At 60.6% G+C, this 17,550-nt stretch carries 21 protein-coding genes; 9 read left to right on the forward strand and 12 right to left on the reverse strand.

The window, feature by feature from the left end:
• Window positions 1-11: 11 nt before the first annotated feature.
• From SB822_RS21470 to SB822_RS21495, 6 genes are all read right to left on the reverse strand, one after another.
• Complete coding sequence (locus SB822_RS21470) at window positions 12-1,253, reverse strand: efflux RND transporter periplasmic adaptor subunit (protein ID WP_410855587.1); 1,242 nt, start codon at window positions 1,251-1,253, stop codon at window positions 12-14.
• Between the two features lie 17 nt (window positions 1,254-1,270).
• Window positions 1,271-1,669 (reverse strand): hypothetical protein, encoded by a 399-nt coding sequence (locus tag SB822_RS21475; RefSeq protein WP_410855588.1) that lies wholly within the window; start codon window positions 1,667-1,669, stop codon window positions 1,271-1,273.
• Window positions 1,670-1,991: 322 nt separating this feature from the next.
• A complete protein-coding gene (locus tag SB822_RS21480) occupies window positions 1,992-2,579 on the reverse strand; it encodes a YSC84-related protein (protein WP_007590262.1) in 588 nt (195 codons plus the stop codon).
• Between the two features lie 150 nt (window positions 2,580-2,729).
• A complete protein-coding gene (locus tag SB822_RS21485) occupies window positions 2,730-3,116 on the reverse strand; it encodes a response regulator transcription factor (RefSeq protein ID WP_007590261.1) in 387 nt (128 codons plus the stop codon).
• Between the two features lie 178 nt (window positions 3,117-3,294).
• Window positions 3,295-3,912: a response regulator transcription factor gene (locus SB822_RS21490; protein WP_007739162.1), complete on the reverse strand. Its 618-nt coding sequence runs from the start codon at window positions 3,910-3,912 to the stop codon at window positions 3,295-3,297.
• Window positions 3,909-5,465 carry a sensor histidine kinase gene (locus SB822_RS21495; protein WP_410855589.1) on the reverse strand — a complete coding sequence of 519 codons (1,557 nt, stop codon included), beginning with the start codon at window positions 5,463-5,465 and terminating at the stop codon, window positions 3,909-3,911. The genes SB822_RS21490 and SB822_RS21495 overlap by 4 nt, the downstream gene beginning before the upstream one ends.
• A gap of 719 nt (window positions 5,466-6,184) precedes the next feature.
• Between SB822_RS21495 and SB822_RS21500 the strand changes: the two genes are divergently transcribed.
• The 5 genes from SB822_RS21500 to SB822_RS21520 all read left to right on the forward strand — a co-directional run bounded on the left by SB822_RS21500 (window position 6,185) and on the right by SB822_RS21520 (window position 10,448).
• The gene (locus tag SB822_RS21500; RefSeq protein WP_410855590.1) at window positions 6,185-7,327 is read left to right on the forward strand and encodes a patatin-like phospholipase family protein; all 1,143 of its coding nucleotides are present in this window, start codon (window positions 6,185-6,187) and stop codon (window positions 7,325-7,327) included.
• Window positions 7,328-7,365: 38 nt separating this feature from the next.
• Window positions 7,366-8,106 (forward strand): acetoacetate decarboxylase, encoded by a 741-nt coding sequence (locus SB822_RS21505; protein ID WP_009771153.1) that lies wholly within the window; start codon window positions 7,366-7,368, stop codon window positions 8,104-8,106.
• A 326-nt stretch (window positions 8,107-8,432) separates the two neighbouring features.
• A complete protein-coding gene (locus SB822_RS21510) occupies window positions 8,433-8,729 on the forward strand; it encodes a hypothetical protein (protein ID WP_007739166.1) in 297 nt (98 codons plus the stop codon).
• 46 nt (window positions 8,730-8,775) lie between these two features.
• Window positions 8,776-9,648: a DUF2092 domain-containing protein gene (locus SB822_RS21515; protein WP_410855591.1), complete on the forward strand. Its 873-nt coding sequence runs from the start codon at window positions 8,776-8,778 to the stop codon at window positions 9,646-9,648.
• 11 nt (window positions 9,649-9,659) lie between these two features.
• A complete protein-coding gene (locus tag SB822_RS21520; protein WP_086914605.1) occupies window positions 9,660-10,448 on the forward strand; it encodes a hypothetical protein in 789 nt (262 codons plus the stop codon).
• 341 nt (window positions 10,449-10,789) lie between these two features.
• Here SB822_RS21520 and SB822_RS21525 read toward each other — a convergent pair whose 3' ends face one another.
• Complete coding sequence (locus tag SB822_RS21525) at window positions 10,790-11,074, reverse strand: hypothetical protein (RefSeq protein WP_007739171.1); 285 nt, start codon at window positions 11,072-11,074, stop codon at window positions 10,790-10,792.
• 365 nt (window positions 11,075-11,439) lie between these two features.
• Between SB822_RS21525 and SB822_RS21530 the strand changes: the two genes are divergently transcribed.
• Entirely contained in the window at window positions 11,440-12,357 is a 918-nt protein-coding gene (locus SB822_RS21530) for a transporter (RefSeq protein ID WP_410855592.1), read from the forward strand.
• Window positions 12,358-12,403: 46 nt separating this feature from the next.
• On the opposite strand, the gene SB822_RS21535 is transcribed toward SB822_RS21530, so the two are convergent.
• Window positions 12,404-13,165 (reverse strand): DUF4239 domain-containing protein, encoded by a 762-nt coding sequence (locus SB822_RS21535; protein WP_079501936.1) that lies wholly within the window; start codon window positions 13,163-13,165, stop codon window positions 12,404-12,406.
• A gap of 374 nt (window positions 13,166-13,539) precedes the next feature.
• Between SB822_RS21535 and SB822_RS21540 the strand changes: the two genes are divergently transcribed.
• Both SB822_RS21540 and SB822_RS21545 read left to right on the forward strand, forming a co-directional pair.
• Entirely contained in the window at window positions 13,540-13,899 is a 360-nt protein-coding gene (locus tag SB822_RS21540) for a helix-turn-helix domain-containing protein (RefSeq protein ID WP_410855593.1), read from the forward strand.
• Between the two features lie 13 nt (window positions 13,900-13,912).
• The gene (locus SB822_RS21545) at window positions 13,913-14,221 is read left to right on the forward strand and encodes a hypothetical protein (protein WP_410855594.1); all 309 of its coding nucleotides are present in this window, start codon (window positions 13,913-13,915) and stop codon (window positions 14,219-14,221) included.
• A 16-nt stretch (window positions 14,222-14,237) separates the two neighbouring features.
• Here SB822_RS21545 and SB822_RS21550 read toward each other — a convergent pair whose 3' ends face one another.
• The 4 genes from SB822_RS21550 to SB822_RS21565 all read right to left on the reverse strand — a co-directional run bounded on the left by SB822_RS21550 (window position 14,238) and on the right by SB822_RS21565 (window position 15,880).
• Entirely contained in the window at window positions 14,238-14,501 is a 264-nt protein-coding gene (locus SB822_RS21550) for a DUF2164 domain-containing protein (protein ID WP_410855595.1), read from the reverse strand.
• Window positions 14,502-14,613: 112 nt separating this feature from the next.
• Window positions 14,614-15,435 (reverse strand): alpha/beta fold hydrolase, encoded by an 822-nt coding sequence (locus tag SB822_RS21555; protein WP_007739180.1) that lies wholly within the window; start codon window positions 15,433-15,435, stop codon window positions 14,614-14,616.
• Complete coding sequence (locus tag SB822_RS21560) at window positions 15,432-15,617, reverse strand: hypothetical protein (protein ID WP_086908685.1); 186 nt, start codon at window positions 15,615-15,617, stop codon at window positions 15,432-15,434. The genes SB822_RS21555 and SB822_RS21560 overlap by 4 nt, the downstream gene beginning before the upstream one ends.
• Before the next feature lie 62 nt (window positions 15,618-15,679).
• A complete protein-coding gene (locus SB822_RS21565) occupies window positions 15,680-15,880 on the reverse strand; it encodes a hypothetical protein (protein WP_410855596.1) in 201 nt (66 codons plus the stop codon).
• A gap of 339 nt (window positions 15,881-16,219) precedes the next feature.
• On the opposite strand from SB822_RS21565, the gene SB822_RS21570 reads away from it, so the two are divergent.
• Window positions 16,220-17,410: a polysaccharide pyruvyl transferase family protein gene (locus SB822_RS21570; RefSeq protein ID WP_410855597.1), complete on the forward strand. Its 1,191-nt coding sequence runs from the start codon at window positions 16,220-16,222 to the stop codon at window positions 17,408-17,410.
• The last annotated feature ends 140 nt before the right edge of the window (window positions 17,411-17,550 follow it).

The following is a 17,550-nucleotide window of genomic DNA, read 5'->3' on the forward strand; positions in this document are numbered from 1 at the left end:
TCGCCCGCTCCTCACTTCGTCACGGTCTGATCGGACTGGCGCGTCGCGAGATGCTGTCCTTCATCCGGCGGCGCATCGGTGGCTGCACCTGGCTGGGGCGCCCCGGTGATCTTCAGGGGGGTATCCGCGAGGACTCGAATTGCACCGTCGACCACGATGCGTTCGCCGGGTTGCAACCCGCTGTTGATGAACCAGTCGTCGCCATGCCATTCACCCACTTCGACCACGCGTTGACGCGCCTTTGAGTCGTTATCTACCACCCAGACAAAATGACTCTTGGCACCCTGCAGGACCGCCCGCTGGGGGACGAGGATGGCATTCGGGCGGATTGCTCCCGAGACCTGGGCACGCACGAATTGGCCCGGACGCAGCGTGCCTTGCGGATTCGCGAACGAGGCGCGCACGAGGAACGTGCCGGTCTGGGTGCTGAACGCCGGGTTGGTAAAGTTGATGTGGCCGGTCGAAGGAAACACTGTGCCGTCGGCAAGCACGACCGTCACCTCGAAGTCGCTATTTGACGGGAGCCTCAGTAGCCCTTTAGCGGCGTCGCTGCGCACCTTCAACAGCTCGTTTTCCGACAGGCTGAAGTTCACCCACATCGGGTCCAGCTGATAGATGTAGGTGAGCAGGCCCGTCGCGCTCGCGGTCACGTAGCTGCCATCCTGCTGTCTTGCGAAGCTCGACAGGCCGTCGAGCGGCGACTTGATCGTCGTATAACTGAGGTTGAGTTCGGCGGTCTGGACCTCGCCCTGGGCGGCGATCACGGCTGCTTCCGCACTCTTTTCGTTGCCGGTCGCGTCGTCCAGATCCTTTTTGCTCAATGCGTTCTGCGCGGCGAGCGGTATCACGCGGGCGAGATTGGCCTTCGTCACATAGAGCCTCGCCTGCTGCTGCGCGAGTTGGCCCTTTGCAGTCTGCAGCGCTGCCAGGAACGGCTTGGGATCCATCAGAAAGAGTGTCTGTCCCGTATGGACCAGTTGACCCTCGGTGTACACCCGCTTGTCGAGAAAACCGTCGACGCGGGCGCGGATTTCCACTTCGCGTGAACTTTGCGTCTGTGCGGTGAATTCGAAAACCACTGGCGTATCGCGCCGCTCGACCTTCATGACTGTCACATCGATCGCAGCGGCTGGCGGAGGTGCAGCCGGTTTGTGGCAGGCGGCGCAGAGCGCCAACGTTGCACAGGCAAGCACCCGCGCCAGAGCGCCGGGTGACAACCGGAGCGTGAAACGATCAAGCGTTACGTGTCTCATCGGATCACCCGTCGCAGCTACATGGCGGTGCAAGCACCGAACAGCACCAGGGCGTTTTCACGGTTGACGAGCGTAACGCCTATCGTGCCGTCCACCGTGTCGAGCACGATCGTCCACGCGAACGTGAACTCGGTTCCTTGCAGGAGAATCTGTTTCTCATCTGTTTGCATGAAGCGGATCGGCGTCGTGTGTTGAGGGCCGGTAACGGTCTTCTTCGCGAAGTCGATGCGCAGGAACTGCGGTGCGCCCAACTCCGACGGCAAGGCGCGCAAGCAGGTTTCCCCTGCATCGCAGGCATGCGCGTCGATGGTCGCGCACAGCAGCGGCTTACTGCCGTCGAATTCAGCCGCGGACAGCGTGGCCGAAGCGAAACTTAAGAACACTGCGAGCGCCATACGGAACGTGCTCTCTTTCATGACCGCATCTCCTGCTGCTTGCGGAGGCTACTGAACCGTGTACCCGCCGCCGGTCATACATGCCCCACCGCGCGGTTGAAAGTGGCCAGTTGTTGCGACATCTGCTGTTGATTGGACTGGCGCTGCGCGGCTGCCGCCTGTTGCGTGCGGTGCTTTCGTATCCCGCCCGCTGCCGTGCCGACGACCGCATCAATCGCCGCGCAAGTCTGAATGAGACTCGCATCAGGTGTTGCATGGCGAAACGCCTCCTCGACAATCCAGTTCCGGCACATACTCACGCCCATCCGACGTCAACGTGAGACGGCGCCGTCAAGTCGCGGACTCATGGTTTGGTCTTGGTGATCTTCTGGCCTTGCACGCCGAGGCCCGCCATCAGACCCTCCTGGCCATAGATGAATGCGTAGACATCGGATTGCAGTGTGGTCGTCGTCATCGACTTCGCCTTGCCTTCGTCCACGACAACGACACTCGGACCCATGCCGACGGACCAGCCGTCGCTGCTGTTCAGATAGCTGAGCGCCGCCGGTGTCATCAGGAAAAACGCCTGATGGAAGGTCTGCGCCCCAGCCTGCAGCCCGTAAGACAGTGCCGTGACGTTGTAGTAGCCCATCACCTTGCCGTCCGGACCGAACATCACGCCGTTTCCTTCCTGCGCGCCGACAAGAAATCCCGCCTTCACGATGTCCGGAAACACCAGGACCGCAGTTGCCTTGGTCGCCAGTTCCCCCGCCTTTGGCGTTTTCTCAATCAGTGTCCGATACGCGTCGCGTGCTTTCTGTTCAAGGTCAGGACGCGCTGACCCGGATGCGGAGCTGGAGCCCGACCCGGAACTGGACGAGTCCATGCTCGAACAGGCAACCGCCGCGAGCAGGACTGGAATCATTGCCATCAGGCGAACAAGCTTGAACATGATAGGACGCTCCATTCAAAAGGAGTCACTGCGTGACCGGGTCCCAGAGCGGCGCGCGCCGCGCCTCAGGTACTCCTAGTATTGGTAGCGGATCCGTCCGTTGGCAATTGAACTTTGGTCCAATACCGGTTCAGCGCGAACATGTCCCGACTAGGACGCCTGTCCCCCTTCCAGTGCCGCACGTACGGTCCGGATGAACAGATCATCGTTGAACGGCTTGAGAATGTAGGCGACCGCACCGCCTGCAAAGGCTTGTTCGCGCACGCTGATGTTATCGTGGGCGGTTATGAAAACGACAGGCGTGCCACTGCCCGACAGACGCCGCTGGACCTCGAGTCCATTGAGGCCAGGCATCTGCACATCGAGAATGACGCAGTCAGGGCGATATGACGGAATGGACGACAGCACGTTGAGAAACGCGTCGCCGCTCGCGAACGTTTCAGCAGCGATGCCGACCGAGCGCAGGAGTCTCTTGATCGCTCTGCACACCGATTCATCGTCATCGACGATGACAACGAATGGTTTGAGGTTTCCCATTGTACGTAGTCCGGTGTCCGGGAATGCACGGGGTGCTGCACTCCCCCAAACCATAGACTACGAGTCAGGCGCGAATACCGATAGTGGACCTTGGTGCAATGTGGACGAAGGGGTCGTAGCATGCCCGGACGACCGGCCGTTCAAGCCGGCTCGTGGCCGCTCAACGACGCGCGCGTGATTACGCGACGCCTGAAATGCCGACCTTGTCTGCGATACGAATGAGTTGGGCCAGCGACGTGGCTTCCATCTTGGCCATCACGCGCCTGCGATGAGCCTTGATCGTCTGTTCGACCGTTCCGAGTTCGCTTGCCACCTGCTTGTTCAGAAGGCCCGTCACGACGAGTGCCATGACTTCGCGCTCCCGCGGCGTCAACCGCTCGACGCGACCACGAAGCGAGTCGAGTTCATGCCGGATCGCGCGCGTTTGCACCGCACGCGCGAGCGCCTGTTCAATCGCTCGCAGCAGGTCGGTATCGGAAACGGGTTTGGGCAGAAAATCGGTTGCCCCCGCTTTCATCGCACCGACACCCATCGCGATGTCGCCATGTCCCGTGATGAAAATGATCGGTAGCGCCGCATCGAGTTCGCGCGCCAGTTCCAGCCCGTTCAGATCCGGCAACTGAATATCCAGCACGACGCACGCGGGACAGGCATCGGCCGGCATCCTGTCGAGAAATGCGCGTGCCGTACCGAATGTTTCCACCCGGTAGCCCGCCGACCGGATCAGACGCGCCAGCGCGCGGCACACGGAATCGTCGTCGTCGACGACGAATACAATCGAAGCGGATTCTGTCATGGTCTCTCTCGCGATTCATCCTGCTCCATCGCATTCCCAACTGGCAATGCAACAAAGAACGTCGCGCCTCGGTCGATGTTGTTTTCGGCCCATAGTCGCCCACGGTGCATGCTAATGATGGTGCGGCTAATCGACAAACCCAAACCGAGGCCCTGGGGTTTTGACGTAAAGAACGGCTTAAATATCTTGTCCAGCTTGTCGGCGGTCAGTCCATGACCACGATCGCTGATCGCGATGCAAACCATATTCTTGCTCTCGTGCCTGAGCGTCACCGACACCACGCGGTCAACGGGCGGCACATCGTTCATCGCGTCGAACGCATTGAGGAGGAGATTGAGCATGACCTGCTGCAACTGCACCTTGTCGCCAGACACGGGCGGCAGATCGTCCTCGATGTCGAGCGTCACTCTCGTACCACGCACGATCGCATCGCTGCGCACCAGCAGGACGACGTCGCGGATAATGCCCGCGAGATCGAGCGATACCACTTCCAGATCGCCCTTCTTGACGACCGCGCGAATGCGCCGGATCACTTCGCTAGCGCGATAGTCATCCTGCACGATGTCATTCAGGATCTCTCTTACCTCAGCCAGATCGATGGGATCGGCCGCGAGAAAGCGCTGCGCAGCCTGCACGTTGCTCAGAATCGCGGTAAGCGGCTGGTTCAGTTCATGGGCTAGCGATGACGCAAGCTGGCCCACTGTGGACACGCGAGTCAGATGCGCGAGATCCCGCCGGTTGCGCTCCAGCTCGAATCGCTCGGTTCTGTCGATGATGAATGCAAGCGTGACGCTGTCGTCGTCGAAGTGAAACGCATTGAGGCCGATCTCCACCTGAAATTCCGTGCCATTGTTGCGCCGCGCCGACAACTCGTGCAATGCCGTTCTGTCGCCGGACGCCTGCGATCCGAGCAACCCCGCTCTCATCGGAACGTGACTGTCGACATGCAGCCCCGGCACCAGCAGTGCGACAGGCTTGCCGATCAGTTCGTCGCATTCGTATCCAAATAGCCTGGCGGTCTGCGGATTGACCATCAACATCTGGCCACGCTCACCGAGCATCACAATCGAAATAGGCAGCAGTCCGAGCGCGTCGCGAAAGTAGGCCTCGCCGCTTTCTCTATCCAGAGCACTGGCATGGGTATCGTTCAATGGCACCGTTCGTGCGCCACTTTCATGCAACTGGCGGCGAACTGATCGGGCGGAAGCGGTCGCGTGCACTCTCTCCGGCATTGAACGCTCCGCGCGTGATGGACGTTGAGCGGCTTCCGGCGCAACCGCGTCCTCCGCCATGCGATGTTTGTTCACACGCCCCTCTCCTGCCGAACCGGCTCGCGCCCCCCCATCGAGTGGACCTGCTCCTGCAGACGATGTGGAAGTCTGCGCACGCCTTGCATGCAGACGGGTCATCGCACGTTCGACATAATCGGCAAGACCTAGCGGTTTAATACTAGAGATCGTGAACGCCATTCGCCGTCGCCTGGTAAACATCATCAACAACCACAGAATGATGGCTGTTTCCAGAACAATGATCACTGGCATGACGATGCCCATGGCCGGAGTTCCTCTCGAGGGCTCGCGCCTGGAGATGGGGCTAACGATAGTGCACCCTCAGGATCTCCACGAGGTGAAGCGCGTTGACCAGAAGACTGATTCCGCTGCTACGCGTTGCGACGCTGGCCAGATAGTGAGGACCGTCGTTCGCCTTCGAGCGGTTTTTTCACGCAGCGTCTTTACCGGGCTGTCGGTTCGTCACCATGTTCGTCCTGGCGACGATACAAGGGGATCGGTCCGCACAGGACTGCATGCAGGCGTGGTCAGCCGAATGACGAGTCAGGTAACTACTACACGCGAAACCCTACTGAACGGTAAATCAATCGTAGTACCGGTACAAACAATAGTAAATGTCGAGTTGTTGGATTCTTTGATTTATGGAGTTGAATACAGGTGTGCTAAACGCTGAATTTCCACTGGATTGAACCAAAGGCCAATTGTTCACACGCCACAGCGCATATAGTCTGAATGATGTGACATCCGAGTTGGGAAAGACCTGTGTCGTCCGGCCGTCGGCACGCTACTGGCAAACGTGCACTAGTGAGAGTTGGAGAATAGGAAGCAGTTAGATTCGCATGACGTTACCGGCGGCGACACAGCGGCGCTAGCGTCAATTGAGCCCGCGAAGGCAATGGAACGATAGCGGCACGATGGGCAGTACGAAAACTGGCCGCGCTCTATCGCGTGTTGCGAATAAGCATCTCTGACCTGGGACAGTCATGACAAAGGCTCACCCCGTTGCACCGTCACTCGCAACCTCGAGTTGGGGCAAGTTCGACAATACCGTCATGGTCCTTCAAGGAGGAGGCGCTTTAGGCGCGTACCAGGCCGGCATCTATACGGGCCTCGCCGAGGCTGGCGTCGCTCCGGACTGGATCGCGGGCGTTTCGATCGGCGCGATCAATGCCGCGCTTATCGCAGGTAATCCGCCTGAGCGTCGCGTCGCGCGATTGCGCGAGTTCTGGGAACGCGTATCGGCGCATGCGCCATTCGTGCCGCCCGTGTCACTCGACGCGATGCGGCCGGTTTTCAACTTCATGAGTGCAGCATCCTCAGTCGCTTTCGGCGTACCGGGTTTTTTCTCACCGCGGCCAGCACCGCCGTTTACCGTGAGCGACGAACACCTGAACACGTTAAGCCTTTATGACACGCAGCCGCTTAGAGCGACACTCGAACAACTGATCGACTTCGATCTGATCAACAGCAAAGCCGTGCGCCTTTCACTGGGCGCTGTCAACGTGCGCTCCGGCAACTCGGTCTATTTCGACAACGGCAAATCCACGATTGGGCCCGAGCACGTGATGGCGAGTGGTGCGCTGCCGCCTGGCTTCCCCGCCGTTCAGATCGACGGCGAGTGGTACTGGGATGGCGGCATCTCGTGCAACTCGCCGCTCTGGTATGTGGTGGACGAGGACTATCGAATGAGTGCGTTGGTCCTGCAGGTGGACGTATTCAGCGGCGCGGGCGAGTTGCCCAAGACGCTCGGGGAAGTGCAGGAACGCACAAAGGACATCCAGTACGCGAGTAAAACACGTTTCAATTCGACCCGTGTCAGCGAGATCGAAGCGCTCCGCAATTCGCTGCGCCGGGTTCTCGAAAAGCTGCCACCTTCGTTTCAGGACGACCCCGATGTACAGAAACTCAGCGCGATCAGCACGCGAGGCGCGGTCGCCCTCGTCCATTTCATCAACCGGCACAACACGCGCTCGGCGAACTTCAAGGATTACGAGTTCTCACGCGCGACCGTGCTGGAGTTATGGGACTTCGGTTACAGCGATGCGTGCAAGTCGGTCTCGGACCCGCAATGGCGGGAAGCAACCGATCTGGGTAGTGGGGTTCACATCTACGACTTGACCCGGTGACCTGCCGGGTGAGCGAAACATGTACGAGGAGCAGGCGCATGACTGAAGCCGATGTGAAAGAGCGCGCATTTGCCATGCCGCTGACAAGCCCTGCCTATCCGCGCGGGCCCTATCGATTCGTCGATCGCGAGTTTCTGATTATCACGTACCGCACTGACCCCGATGTACTGGCTGCCGTCATTCCTGCTCCGCTCGAAATGACCGAACCACTGGTGAAATTCGAGTTCATCCGGATGCCGGATTCGACGGGGTTTGGCGACTACACCGAAAGCGGCCAGGTCATTCCCGTCTCGTTTCGGGGCCAACGCGGCGGCTATGTCCATGCCATGTTTCTCGATGACGAACCGCCGATTGCCGGCGGCCGCGAAATCTGGGGGTTTCCCAAGAAGCTCGCATCACCCGAACTGAGGGTCGCCAAGGACACCATCGGCGGCGTCCTCAGGTATGGCCCGGTCCCGGTTGCAGTGGCGACGATGGGATACAAGCACCGTGCGTTGCCGCACGACCAGATTGCCGCGTCGCTGTCCGCACCGGGCTTTCTGCTCAAGATCATTCCTCATGTGGACGGCTCGCCGCGGATATGCGAACTCGTGCGTTATTTCTGCGAGGACGTGACCGTGAAGGGCGCGTGGGAAGGGCCGGCCGCACTTGAGCTGTTCCATCACGCGCTCGCGCCGGTTGCGGCCTTGCCTGTGCTTGAAGTGATATCGGGCGTGCACATCCTGACGGACCTGACGCTCGGGTTGGGCACGGTCGTCCATGACTATCTCGCGGAGTAAGCCCCGGCATCCCAGCAATATCCCCAAGGCTCTCAACGCGACTTCACAATGCTTCCGTGGGCAATGCCCGCTTCGCTAACGCACCGAACCGAACGGGGACGTTCGGGCACGTGTGACGAGGCAGCGGGTTCCGCACACACATTAGACCAAGGTTCAATATCGGTGTCCGTACGGGTCCCCTATTCTGTCTCTTGGGCACGTGCGTTTGATTGCCCTTTCCAGGAATCGGCCTGCGGAAATCAGGAACCAGGTCATTGTTACGGAAGCGGTGATCGCGACACTTTTCCTCGTTGATGACCGTTCGATGGCTATGTGAGGGCGATGTCATGAACAAGCGTCTCTTATGGTTTGCGATCGTACCGGTGTTGCTGTTCGCGGGTACGGCCGCCGCGCAATACCCGATTCTGGATATGGTTGCCGGCAAGCTCGTTCAAAAGTATCAGCAATCGTCATGCGAGCAGTTATGGCAGGAAAAAGCCCAGCAAAAAAGCCGGCCCAAATCGGAGAAGGAGCAGCAGGCCGTAGAACTGCTGCATAACGATCCACAAATGCGCGCTGCGTTCATCGACAAGGTGGCTGCTCCCATCGCCAGCAAGATGTTCGAGTGCGGCATGATCCCGTGATCGTCGCCGGGTGTGCCGCTGAACTGGACTACTCATCGAGGCCGCGATGACCTACGCGAAATTCCTGTGCTGCGTTACCTTCGCCGCGCTTGGCCTATGCCTGATCGCGAGCGGCCACGCCCAGCAGCCGCAGAAAACACAGCACACGGCTAAGGCAGCAGCCAAGCCCGCGAAGGCTGCCGCGCCGTCGTTCCAGCCAGGACTCGAACCGCGCGCGATCGACGTCCTCAAAGCGGCGTGCGCCCGCCTGGCCGCCGCGCGATCAATGGCATTCACGGCAGTCGTCTCCTATGAGAGCCCGAGCCGCCTCGGTCCTCCCCTCGTCTATTCGACCAAATCGGAGGTGACACTGCAGCGGCCGGACAAGCTCAAGGTCATCACCCTCGGCGACGGGCCGCCCTCGGAGTTCTACTACGACGGCAAGGCGATGATGGCGTTCGAGCCGGCGGACAACCTGGTCGCCGTCGCCGACGCGCCACCGACTATCGACGCCGCGCTACAGGTCGCCTACGACTCCGCCGCGATTTATTTCCCGTTTACCGATGTGATCGTCGCGGATCCCTATAAGGACATTGCCGACGGACTGAAGGTCGCTTTCTATATCGGTCAATCGCGCGTGGTCGGCGATACGACAACGGACATGGTGGCCTATGTCACCGGGGATGTGTTCGTGCAGATCTGGATCGGCGCGCAGGACAAGCTGCCGCGCCGCGTATATGCGGTCTACCTCAACGACCGGACCAGGCTGCGTCATGTGCTGGAACTGTCCAACTGGCAACTGGATGTGACTGTCCCCGCAGATGCCTTTGCTTCGTCCAAAGCGACCAGTGCGGAGCACATCGCGTTCGCGCGCCCGGACTCGACCGACGCCCCAGGAATGAAGCCGCCGCCGAAGACGAAGCCGCGAGGAACCCAATGAGGAGACGTATCATGAAGACCGCCGTCATCCGTCTCCTGAGTGTGCTCGTCCCGGCGCTCGTCACCGGCCCAGCCGGCGCGTGGTCGCATGCGAACTATCGCGGAGGCAGCACATCGCACGCGCCCGGTTCGGATTCCACAACCCGCAGCAACGCCTGGGGTGGCAGCGAAACGCACACATACGGGCAAGGCACGACCGCAACCGGCCGCTATGGTGATACTGCGACCCACCAGGAAGGATCCGGGAAAACGACCGTTACCAATCCATACGGCGGGAGCGCGACCCATACATATGGTCAGGGCACCACCGCGACCAACGCTTACGGCGGCACGGCGACCCACGCAACTGGATCCGGTTATACGACGTATACGAACTCATCGGGCGCGACGGCCTATCACAGTCCCTACTACGGTGGGACATATGCTGCGTACCATCCGCCCGTTGTCGTGAATAACTACGGGTCCGGCTGCTACAACTGCGGCGGCTGGTCCACAGCAGGCGCAGCCGCCGCGGGCGCTGTAGTCGGTGTAGCAGCCGGCGCTGCCATTGCTTCAGCCAACACGGCAGCCGCGACATCGAACGCATACAACGCCGGTGTCGCAGCCGGCAGCGCCAGTGCGTACAACGCCGCTCCCGTTGGCGGGTCGTTCGCGATGGGTGCCGTCTACGCGGCATTGCCCGCTGGCTGCATCTCGCCCAAGGTTCAGGGTTCCACCTACTATTTGTGCGGCAATACGTGGTTCCAACCGTCTTACGGTGCGAATGGCGTTTACTACCGCGTGATACCGGCGCCTGCATAGAATTCTGGTGCGGACCCGAAACACTCGCATCGCGCACCGGTCAAGTAGTGAACACATCTTTACGCCAATGCGCGCGGTGTCCACGCGGGAGCCAATCGCTCACTGAACGCTTGCTGGCCTTGTGTGCGGGTGTTACTTCTTCGCAGTGAAAATGAACCGGCGGCGGCGCGATCGGAGGCGTGGCACCGAGCTGACGCCGTTACACGCGATAACCCGCGCCGCTGCCGCTGTACACGCGAAATTGCCGGAACGGCATGCTGTTTGCACGGATGGCTCCCATGGCATTTGCAGCCGCGTTCGTTGCGATGAGCCGCTCCGCATCCGCATCCCATTTTCTATTTTTAATTGCAACCCTGACTGTTGGCGCTGCGATAGCATGTCTTTCCACTCGGGCTCTTGTAGACACCCTTGCCGTTCTTCGTCTTGGCCTCTCCGCCCTTGCTTGTTTGCGTCGTCGTCACGCCGTTCTGATTCTTTTGAGCCTTCCACGCGTTGCCCGTATTCGCGTTATAGCCGCCGGCCGCCTGTCCGTTGTTGCACTCTGTCATGCCACGAGCGTTGGTAACGCACTCCGAGAACGCGTTCGAAGACAGCACTACACATATCAACATGAACAGAATTTTCATAGTCACCTCCTGATGTGACCGGCGCAAGATCCTTGCGACTTTCCCCCAAGGGACAATGCGGCCGGACTGACGCATATTCCAGATTAGCTGCATTCACTCTCGTGCACATTGCACTTTAGTCCTATTGCGAGCAGCGATGATCCGGCCTTCTTATACGTCAGATAGCACATTGATCCTGGGCGTAACGTTTCCGGCGTTGCCGCCGCAATGCAAAGCCGGAACGGCCCCGAACACCGTAAGGAATGATGCTCACGTCGCTGAACTCAACGAGCGTCGATCAGGGACGAAGTGTCGCGAAAATGCCGAAAACATCGATCGACTCCAACCACTCCTTCAGATCTGGTCGCCGGCCCAGGATCAAGTCGATGAAGCGTGCTGTCGGGCGCTTTCGAGAGAAACTTGCCTGCGTCGCTCTGCTCTGGCCGGCATTGTCAGGGGCCCAGGAAATGGAGCCGCGCACCTATTCGGCTGCGCCGGTCGGAACGAATTTCGTGGTCGTCAACTACTCACGATCGAGCGGCGACGTCTCGTTCGACCCTTCGTTGCCGATCACTAACGTGCAGGCGAAGATCAATAGCTATGCAATCGGTTATTCCCACAGCTTCGGCATCGCTGGCCATACCGCAAGCGTTGCGATATCCGTGCCGTATGCGAGCGCAAACGTGACGGGCGACGTCGAGGGTATGCCCGAGCGTGCGTACCGTTCGGGACTGGGCGACGTCCGCTTCAGGTTTGCCGTGAATCTTCTCGGCGATCCGGCGATGACCCCGCAGGAATTCGCGCAGCGCAGCCCCACCACTATCTTCGGTGCAAGTGTGAGCGTGGTTGCGCCGACGGGTCAGTACGTACCGTCCCGCCTGATCAACGTGGGGGCAAACCGCTGGTCGGTCAAACCGGAGGTCGGACTGTCCCAGCCGATCGGCGACTGGTTCGTGGAGGGAGCCGCGGGCGTGTGGTTCTTCACAGACAACAGCGATTTTTTCCACGGGCGAAGGCGCAGTCAGGATCCGATGCCTGTGTTCCAGTTGCACGGCGGCTACAACTGGCGGCCCGGACTATGGCTTGCCGCCGATGTGACGTATTTCACGGGTGGTCGGACAAGCGTAAATGGCGTCCAGGATAAGGACCTCCAGCGAAGTGTGCGCTACGGCGTCACGCTGTCGGTTCCGCTTGCCGAAAAGTGGTCTGCGAAGCTCGCGTGGTCGCAGGGGCTGATAACACGCGTCGGCGGCAATTTCCAGACGGTCTCGGTTGCGCTCCAGTATCGCTGGTTCAATCGGTGATCAGGCTTGAGCGCGTGACCAGCAGAGCAAACGTGCGATCGAGCGGTTACTGCCCGATGATGGCGAGCGCGGCGCGCATGGGTCCAAGGGAGACTCTGACTACCCCATCGAGCGGCGTGTTCATTTCCAGGATCATGAAAATCGCGCCGGCAGTCGACAGAGCACCCAGGACCAGGACCGTCATAGTTGTGCCGTTGCGAGGGGCGAACAAGCCAAACGTGCCGAAGATAATGGCCAGCCACAACACCAGGACGACTAATAGCGGTATGGGGATTGAACTCTTCTCCTGGAGCAATGCCAGCCAGCGCGCCGTGAACACTTCATCGACAATCTGCAGCGCCTTCGCCTGCAATCGACTTTGCGCCGCGTCGTGCGGCGAGAGGTTTTCCAGCTGCCGCTGAAAGTCTTCTGCCTTGGCTACTGCCTGCGGGCTCGTCATGCGCTCGAGTTGTGCGGGATCGGCGGTAGCGAGTAACGAGATCGACGCGGCGGTGTTGCGTCTAAGCTGTTCGCGGATACTACGCGTCTCGGGCCCGTAACTGGACAGCACGCGATCAAGACGAACGATGTCGACGGCACTGTGCACAACCTCGCCATTCGTCGTATCGAACGAGCCTTTCGCCGACGAGACCAGCAGGCCAAGTACCAACGCGGCCATGGTAGCGATCATGCCAGTCGCCAGTTTGACGACACTGGTTGATTCATCGCTAAGGTGGTGATTCGGCAGCACGGCGCGCAGACAGGAACCAACCAGCGCGCTGCCGAAAATGCATAGGAACGCAATCAATGCGACAACGAGGTGGTCCACGATGTAACCTCCGTCCCCGGTAGTGCGCGTAAAGCGCCCTTGATCTTCGACGCGGAGCGCGGCGCCCCTGTTTTCATTGCGTGACGTTGCCCGTGTTCCACGAAATACACGACCATCGAAGTTCGTCCACTTCGCGTCTTTTATCCGCATCTTGCGCGCCGCGCGGCATTATGCAATTGAACCAAGGTCCAATTGCATACGCACGGTGGTGATCCTAAGTGGCCCTGGTAAATCTGTTTGAATTTCGCTAACTTGACGCCGGGGTAGCGGATGAAGTGTGTCGTAGAACTGAGCGAGGCCGAGGAAACGACGTTGCAACAGTTGTCGATCAATCACGGGCGTCGTGACACGCGCACGCGAGCGGCGGGCTGCTGATGCTCGGGCGCAGGATCAAGCCCAAGGTCATTGCCGAGCAGCTTGGTGTGAGCGTACAGAGCGTCTACAACTGGTCGCACGCATGGCGCGACAGCGGTGTGTGCGGCCTGATGGGGGGCCATAACGGCGGCCGTCCGCCTGCGTTGTCTGACGTCGATTTCCATGATGAAGCTCCGCACGCCTGGGTGAGTGCGTTAGCGTCCCCCGGAGGGAGGCGTCGGGTCCATCTCGGTAAAATCTGGCGGTTTCTCCGCAGAGCCTCTATTTGTAAGACTGCGATCTGCTCTGACAGTTTTCAGGAGGTCCCAAAAGCGCCTGCGATAACATACCTGCCCGCGACTACGGATCGCGCGTCTTGACGGGCGGCAGGAGATGCCAAGCCTGGAATTTCACTATGTAGGACAGGATCGCCTGCCTGAGGTGCCGAACGGGCCGCGGGTTGCTTCCGTGATCGAGATCCAGCAGCGCGCGGCTGTCGACGGGCTTGGCATCGTCTATTCGTTCGGCGAGTTCCTGCGCCCCGCGCTCGACAACGGCACGCTCGTGCCAATCCTGCACGACTGGTGGCAATCGTTCACCGGGCCGCGTCTCCACTACGCGAGCCGCGAGCACATGCCCGCACCGCAGCGCGCCTTCGTCGACTTCGTGCTGCGCGACAATCGCAGCCGCGACGCGGCATGAAGCGGATGGGCGCGATTCAGCGCCGCTTGCCGTACTTCGTCCAGTAGCCGAACGCGTCTTCGTGACACTCGATATCGAGTTCCGACACGCGTGCTTGCATGCGTTCCTGCACGTCCTGCACGGCGAGGTTGTAGATCACCGGGCCGATTTCCTCGACGAAGAAGCCGAGCAGCGCGCCCGCCTGGATATTGCCGATCGGCTCGTCCATGTTCTCCCCGAAGTAGCGCTGCAACGAAGCAATCGCTTCGCTGCGCACGTCCTTGTCCAGTTCGATTGTCATGCGTGAGGTCATCCTTTCGTTAGCTGCATCGGGCGATGCAGCACACTGCGGATGAAACAGCAAAGCGGCGCGTCCCGCAAGGGCGCGCCGCTTTCGACATATTTTCCGGATGTCAGCTGTTGATGAACGCGAGCAGATCGGCGTTGACCTTGTCGGCTTCCGTCACGCACATGCCGTGCGGCGCGCCTTCGTAGATCTTGAACGTCGCGTTCTTCACGATCTTCGCGGACAGCTTGCCCGCTGCGTCGATCGGCACGATCTGGTCGTCGTCGCCGTGCAGGATCAGCGTCGGCACGTCGATCTTCTTCAGGTCTTCCGTGTAGTCGACTTCAGAGAACTCGCGGATGCAGAGGTACTGGCCGTGCGCACCGCCTGCCATGCCCTGCGCCCAGAACGCGTCGATCGTGCCCTGCGACACCTTCGCGTCCGGCCGGTTGAAGCCGAAGAACGGCATCGCAAGGTCTTTGTAGAACTGCGAGCGGTTGTCGGCGACGCCCTTGCGGATACCGTCGAACACGTCCATCGGCAGGCCGCCGGGATTCGCTTCCGTCTTCAGCATCAACGGCGGCACCGCGCCGATCAGCACGGCCTTCGCGACCCGCTTCGTGCCGTGCCGGCCGATGTAGTGCGCGACTTCGCCGCCGCCCGTCGAATGGCCGACGAGCGTTGCGCCCTGGATGTCGAGCGCGTCGAGCAGCGCGGCGAGATCGTCGGCGTAGGTATCCATGTCGTTGCCGTTCGACGGCTGATCCGAGCGGCCATGTCCGCGACGATCATGCGCAATCACGCGAAAGCCGTTTTGCAGCAGGAACAGCATCTGCGCATCCCACGCGTCCGCGTCGAGCGGCCAGCCGTGCGAAAAGACGACGGGACTGCCCGAGCCCCAGTCCTTGTAGTAAATCTGCGTGCCGTCCTTCGTGGTGATCGTGCTCATTCGGTTGCACTCCTTTCGGTGGTGACGCATGAAGCCGCTGCGCGGCGGCTGGATCGATCATTATCGACACCCATGTTACAGGCCGATAAAACATCCTTCAGACGAAGGGCATCGATGCGGACGAGCGCCGGCTCGGCGTGGTCGATCAGGACGCGCCGTCGCAACACGTGCACGGCGGGCATGCGGCCCGCTTCGTGCAGTCAGGATTCAAGACGCCGTTGATGAAACTGCGCTGTACGCTGCGTCAATGCGCTTCGCGAGGCTGCGTATTTGCCACGGACGCGACGGGCGCGTCCTGCGCGACGAGCGTCGGCGTGACGGCCGCGTTGCTGGTTTCCATATCGTTGTGATGCGAGACGACGGCCTTGACGCCCGCTTCCGCGGCAGGTGTCGCGACATAGGGAATGAAGGCCGACACGGCGACGACGATGATGTAGGCGAACATGACGATTCTCTGCTTCAAGGCATGACGAGGCGCACCGGCATGCCGGCGCGTTGCAGACTGATCGTCGCCCGCTTCACGGCGAAGCGCGTCGAATGCCTTCACCGGAAAACACGTCTTCCTCGAATTGCGCGTGCCGCTCGCGTGCAGTGGCGCGATGCGTGTTTGCGCGGCCAATTGGGAATTGCGTGTACCCTCCGAACAGAATTCAGTGACTTGTAAGAAGCTTCGCACCGATATAACCGACGACCGGTTAATTCGATTCGTAGGGCATGGAAATGCGAAAGTCAACTCGCGATGGTGCGGCACGTGGCGCGTGCCAAGTGATGGCGGAATAGATCGATGAGTGCGCAATCATTACCCATCATGCTGTTCGGCGCGTTCGACCGGCACAACTTCGGCGACATGCTGTTTCCTCATGTCGTTGCGCGCATGCTCGCGGGTCGCGAAGTGCGCTTCGCGGGACTCGTGGCGCGCGATCTGCGCGCGCAAGGCGGGCATCGCGTTGAAGCACTTCGACAGTTGCACGAACGTGCGGTCGATCTGCTTCATGTCGGCGGAGAGATTCTCACCTGCGATGCGTGGGACGCCGCCCTGATGCTGCAATCGAACCACGACGCGCAACGGATCATCGCGTCGCAGCAGCACGATCGATCAGAATGGGCGCAACGTGTGCTCGGCACGCGCGAGCTTGCGCCGTATGTCGTGTCGAAGGATGGATGGCCGTGTGCCACGCGTGTTCTGTTCAATGCGGTCGGCGGCGTGACGCTCGATCATCGCGAGAACAGGATGCGCGACGAAGTGCTCGCCAAACTCGCCCGCGCCGACGATATCAGCGTACGCGACATCCACACGCAAGCGTTGCTCGCGAAGTCGGGTATCGAAGCGCGGCTCGCGCCCGATTGCGCGGTGATGGTCGCCGAACTGTTCGACGACACGATCCGCGCACATGCATCGAAGCAGGCCGTTGCGCGGATACGCGAAGCTGCGCCGCGCGGCTATCTGGCCGTGCAATTCAGCGCCGACTTCGGCGACGACGCGACGCTCAACCAGATCTCCGCGCAACTGGACCATGCCGCACACGCGCATGACCTCGCTATCGTGTTCTTCCGCGCAGGCGCGGCGCCGTGGCACGACGACCTGTCGTGCTTCGAGCGTACGGCTGCGCGCATGCGCGCGCCGTCCGTTCATCTCTTCGATTCGCTGAATATCTGGGACGTCTGCGCGCTGCTCGCGCACAGCCGCGGCTATATCGGCAGCAGCCTGCATGGCCGGATCGTCGCGATCGCGCATGCGTTGCCGCGCATCAATCTGCTGCACGACGAAGACTTCGCGCGGCCCTGCAAGCAAACGGCTTTCGCGCAAACGTGGGAACACGCGGACCAGCCCATCGCTGTGCGCGTAAACGGGATTGCTGAAGGCGTCGAAAACGCATTGTCCGTCGATCCAGCACGGCTGAAGCAGACTGCAACGCGGCTCGCCGCGCTTTGCCGCGATGCGTTTCAAACAACTGTTTCAGTACTCGCGGGATAAACACTAGTCGTCTGTGCTCGACTTCCGCGCGACGGCTGCAGAATTGCTGCAATTTGCCGTTATAACGGTTGCGGCCGCATCTGGCCGAGCCGATACCGGACACCCGACATTTTCTCCGGGCCCAATTGGCACCGTAGAAT

The organism is Paraburkholderia sp. SIMBA_054, from assembly GCF_046534875.1.
GTDB classification, from domain to species: domain Bacteria; phylum Pseudomonadota; class Gammaproteobacteria; order Burkholderiales; family Burkholderiaceae; genus Paraburkholderia; species Paraburkholderia hospita.

Coding starts and splice junctions, on each gene's coding strand:
- SB822_RS21470 (WP_410855587.1), bottom strand. CDS start 1,253: ATGAGACACGTAACGCTTGATCGTTTCACGCTCCGGTTGTCACCCGGC.
- SB822_RS21475 (WP_410855588.1), bottom strand. CDS start 1,669: ATGAAAGAGAGCACGTTCCGTATGGCGCTCGCAGTGTTCTTAAGTTTC.
- SB822_RS21480 (WP_007590262.1), bottom strand. CDS start 2,579: ATGTTCAAGCTTGTTCGCCTGATGGCAATGATTCCAGTCCTGCTCGCG.
- SB822_RS21485 (WP_007590261.1), bottom strand. CDS start 3,116: ATGGGAAACCTCAAACCATTCGTTGTCATCGTCGATGACGATGAATCG.
- SB822_RS21490 (WP_007739162.1), bottom strand. CDS start 3,912: ATGACAGAATCCGCTTCGATTGTATTCGTCGTCGACGACGACGATTCC.
- SB822_RS21495 (WP_410855589.1), bottom strand. CDS start 5,465: ATGGGCATCGTCATGCCAGTGATCATTGTTCTGGAAACAGCCATCATT.
- SB822_RS21500 (WP_410855590.1), top strand. CDS start 6,185: ATGACAAAGGCTCACCCCGTTGCACCGTCACTCGCAACCTCGAGTTGG.
- SB822_RS21505 (WP_009771153.1), top strand. CDS start 7,366: ATGACTGAAGCCGATGTGAAAGAGCGCGCATTTGCCATGCCGCTGACA.
- SB822_RS21510 (WP_007739166.1), top strand. CDS start 8,433: ATGAACAAGCGTCTCTTATGGTTTGCGATCGTACCGGTGTTGCTGTTC.
- SB822_RS21515 (WP_410855591.1), top strand. CDS start 8,776: ATGACCTACGCGAAATTCCTGTGCTGCGTTACCTTCGCCGCGCTTGGC.
- SB822_RS21520 (WP_086914605.1), top strand. CDS start 9,660: ATGAAGACCGCCGTCATCCGTCTCCTGAGTGTGCTCGTCCCGGCGCTC.
- SB822_RS21525 (WP_007739171.1), bottom strand. CDS start 11,074: ATGAAAATTCTGTTCATGTTGATATGTGTAGTGCTGTCTTCGAACGCG.
- SB822_RS21530 (WP_410855592.1), top strand. CDS start 11,440: ATGAAGCGTGCTGTCGGGCGCTTTCGAGAGAAACTTGCCTGCGTCGCT.
- SB822_RS21540 (WP_410855593.1), top strand. CDS start 13,540: ATGCTCGGGCGCAGGATCAAGCCCAAGGTCATTGCCGAGCAGCTTGGT.
- SB822_RS21545 (WP_410855594.1), top strand. CDS start 13,913: ATGCCAAGCCTGGAATTTCACTATGTAGGACAGGATCGCCTGCCTGAG.
- SB822_RS21550 (WP_410855595.1), bottom strand. CDS start 14,501: ATGACAATCGAACTGGACAAGGACGTGCGCAGCGAAGCGATTGCTTCG.
- SB822_RS21555 (WP_007739180.1), bottom strand. CDS start 15,435: ATGAGCACGATCACCACGAAGGACGGCACGCAGATTTACTACAAGGAC.
- SB822_RS21560 (WP_086908685.1), bottom strand. CDS start 15,617: ATGCCCGCCGTGCACGTGTTGCGACGGCGCGTCCTGATCGACCACGCC.
- SB822_RS21565 (WP_410855596.1), bottom strand. CDS start 15,880: ATGTTCGCCTACATCATCGTCGTCGCCGTGTCGGCCTTCATTCCCTAT.
- SB822_RS21570 (WP_410855597.1), top strand. CDS start 16,220: ATGAGTGCGCAATCATTACCCATCATGCTGTTCGGCGCGTTCGACCGG.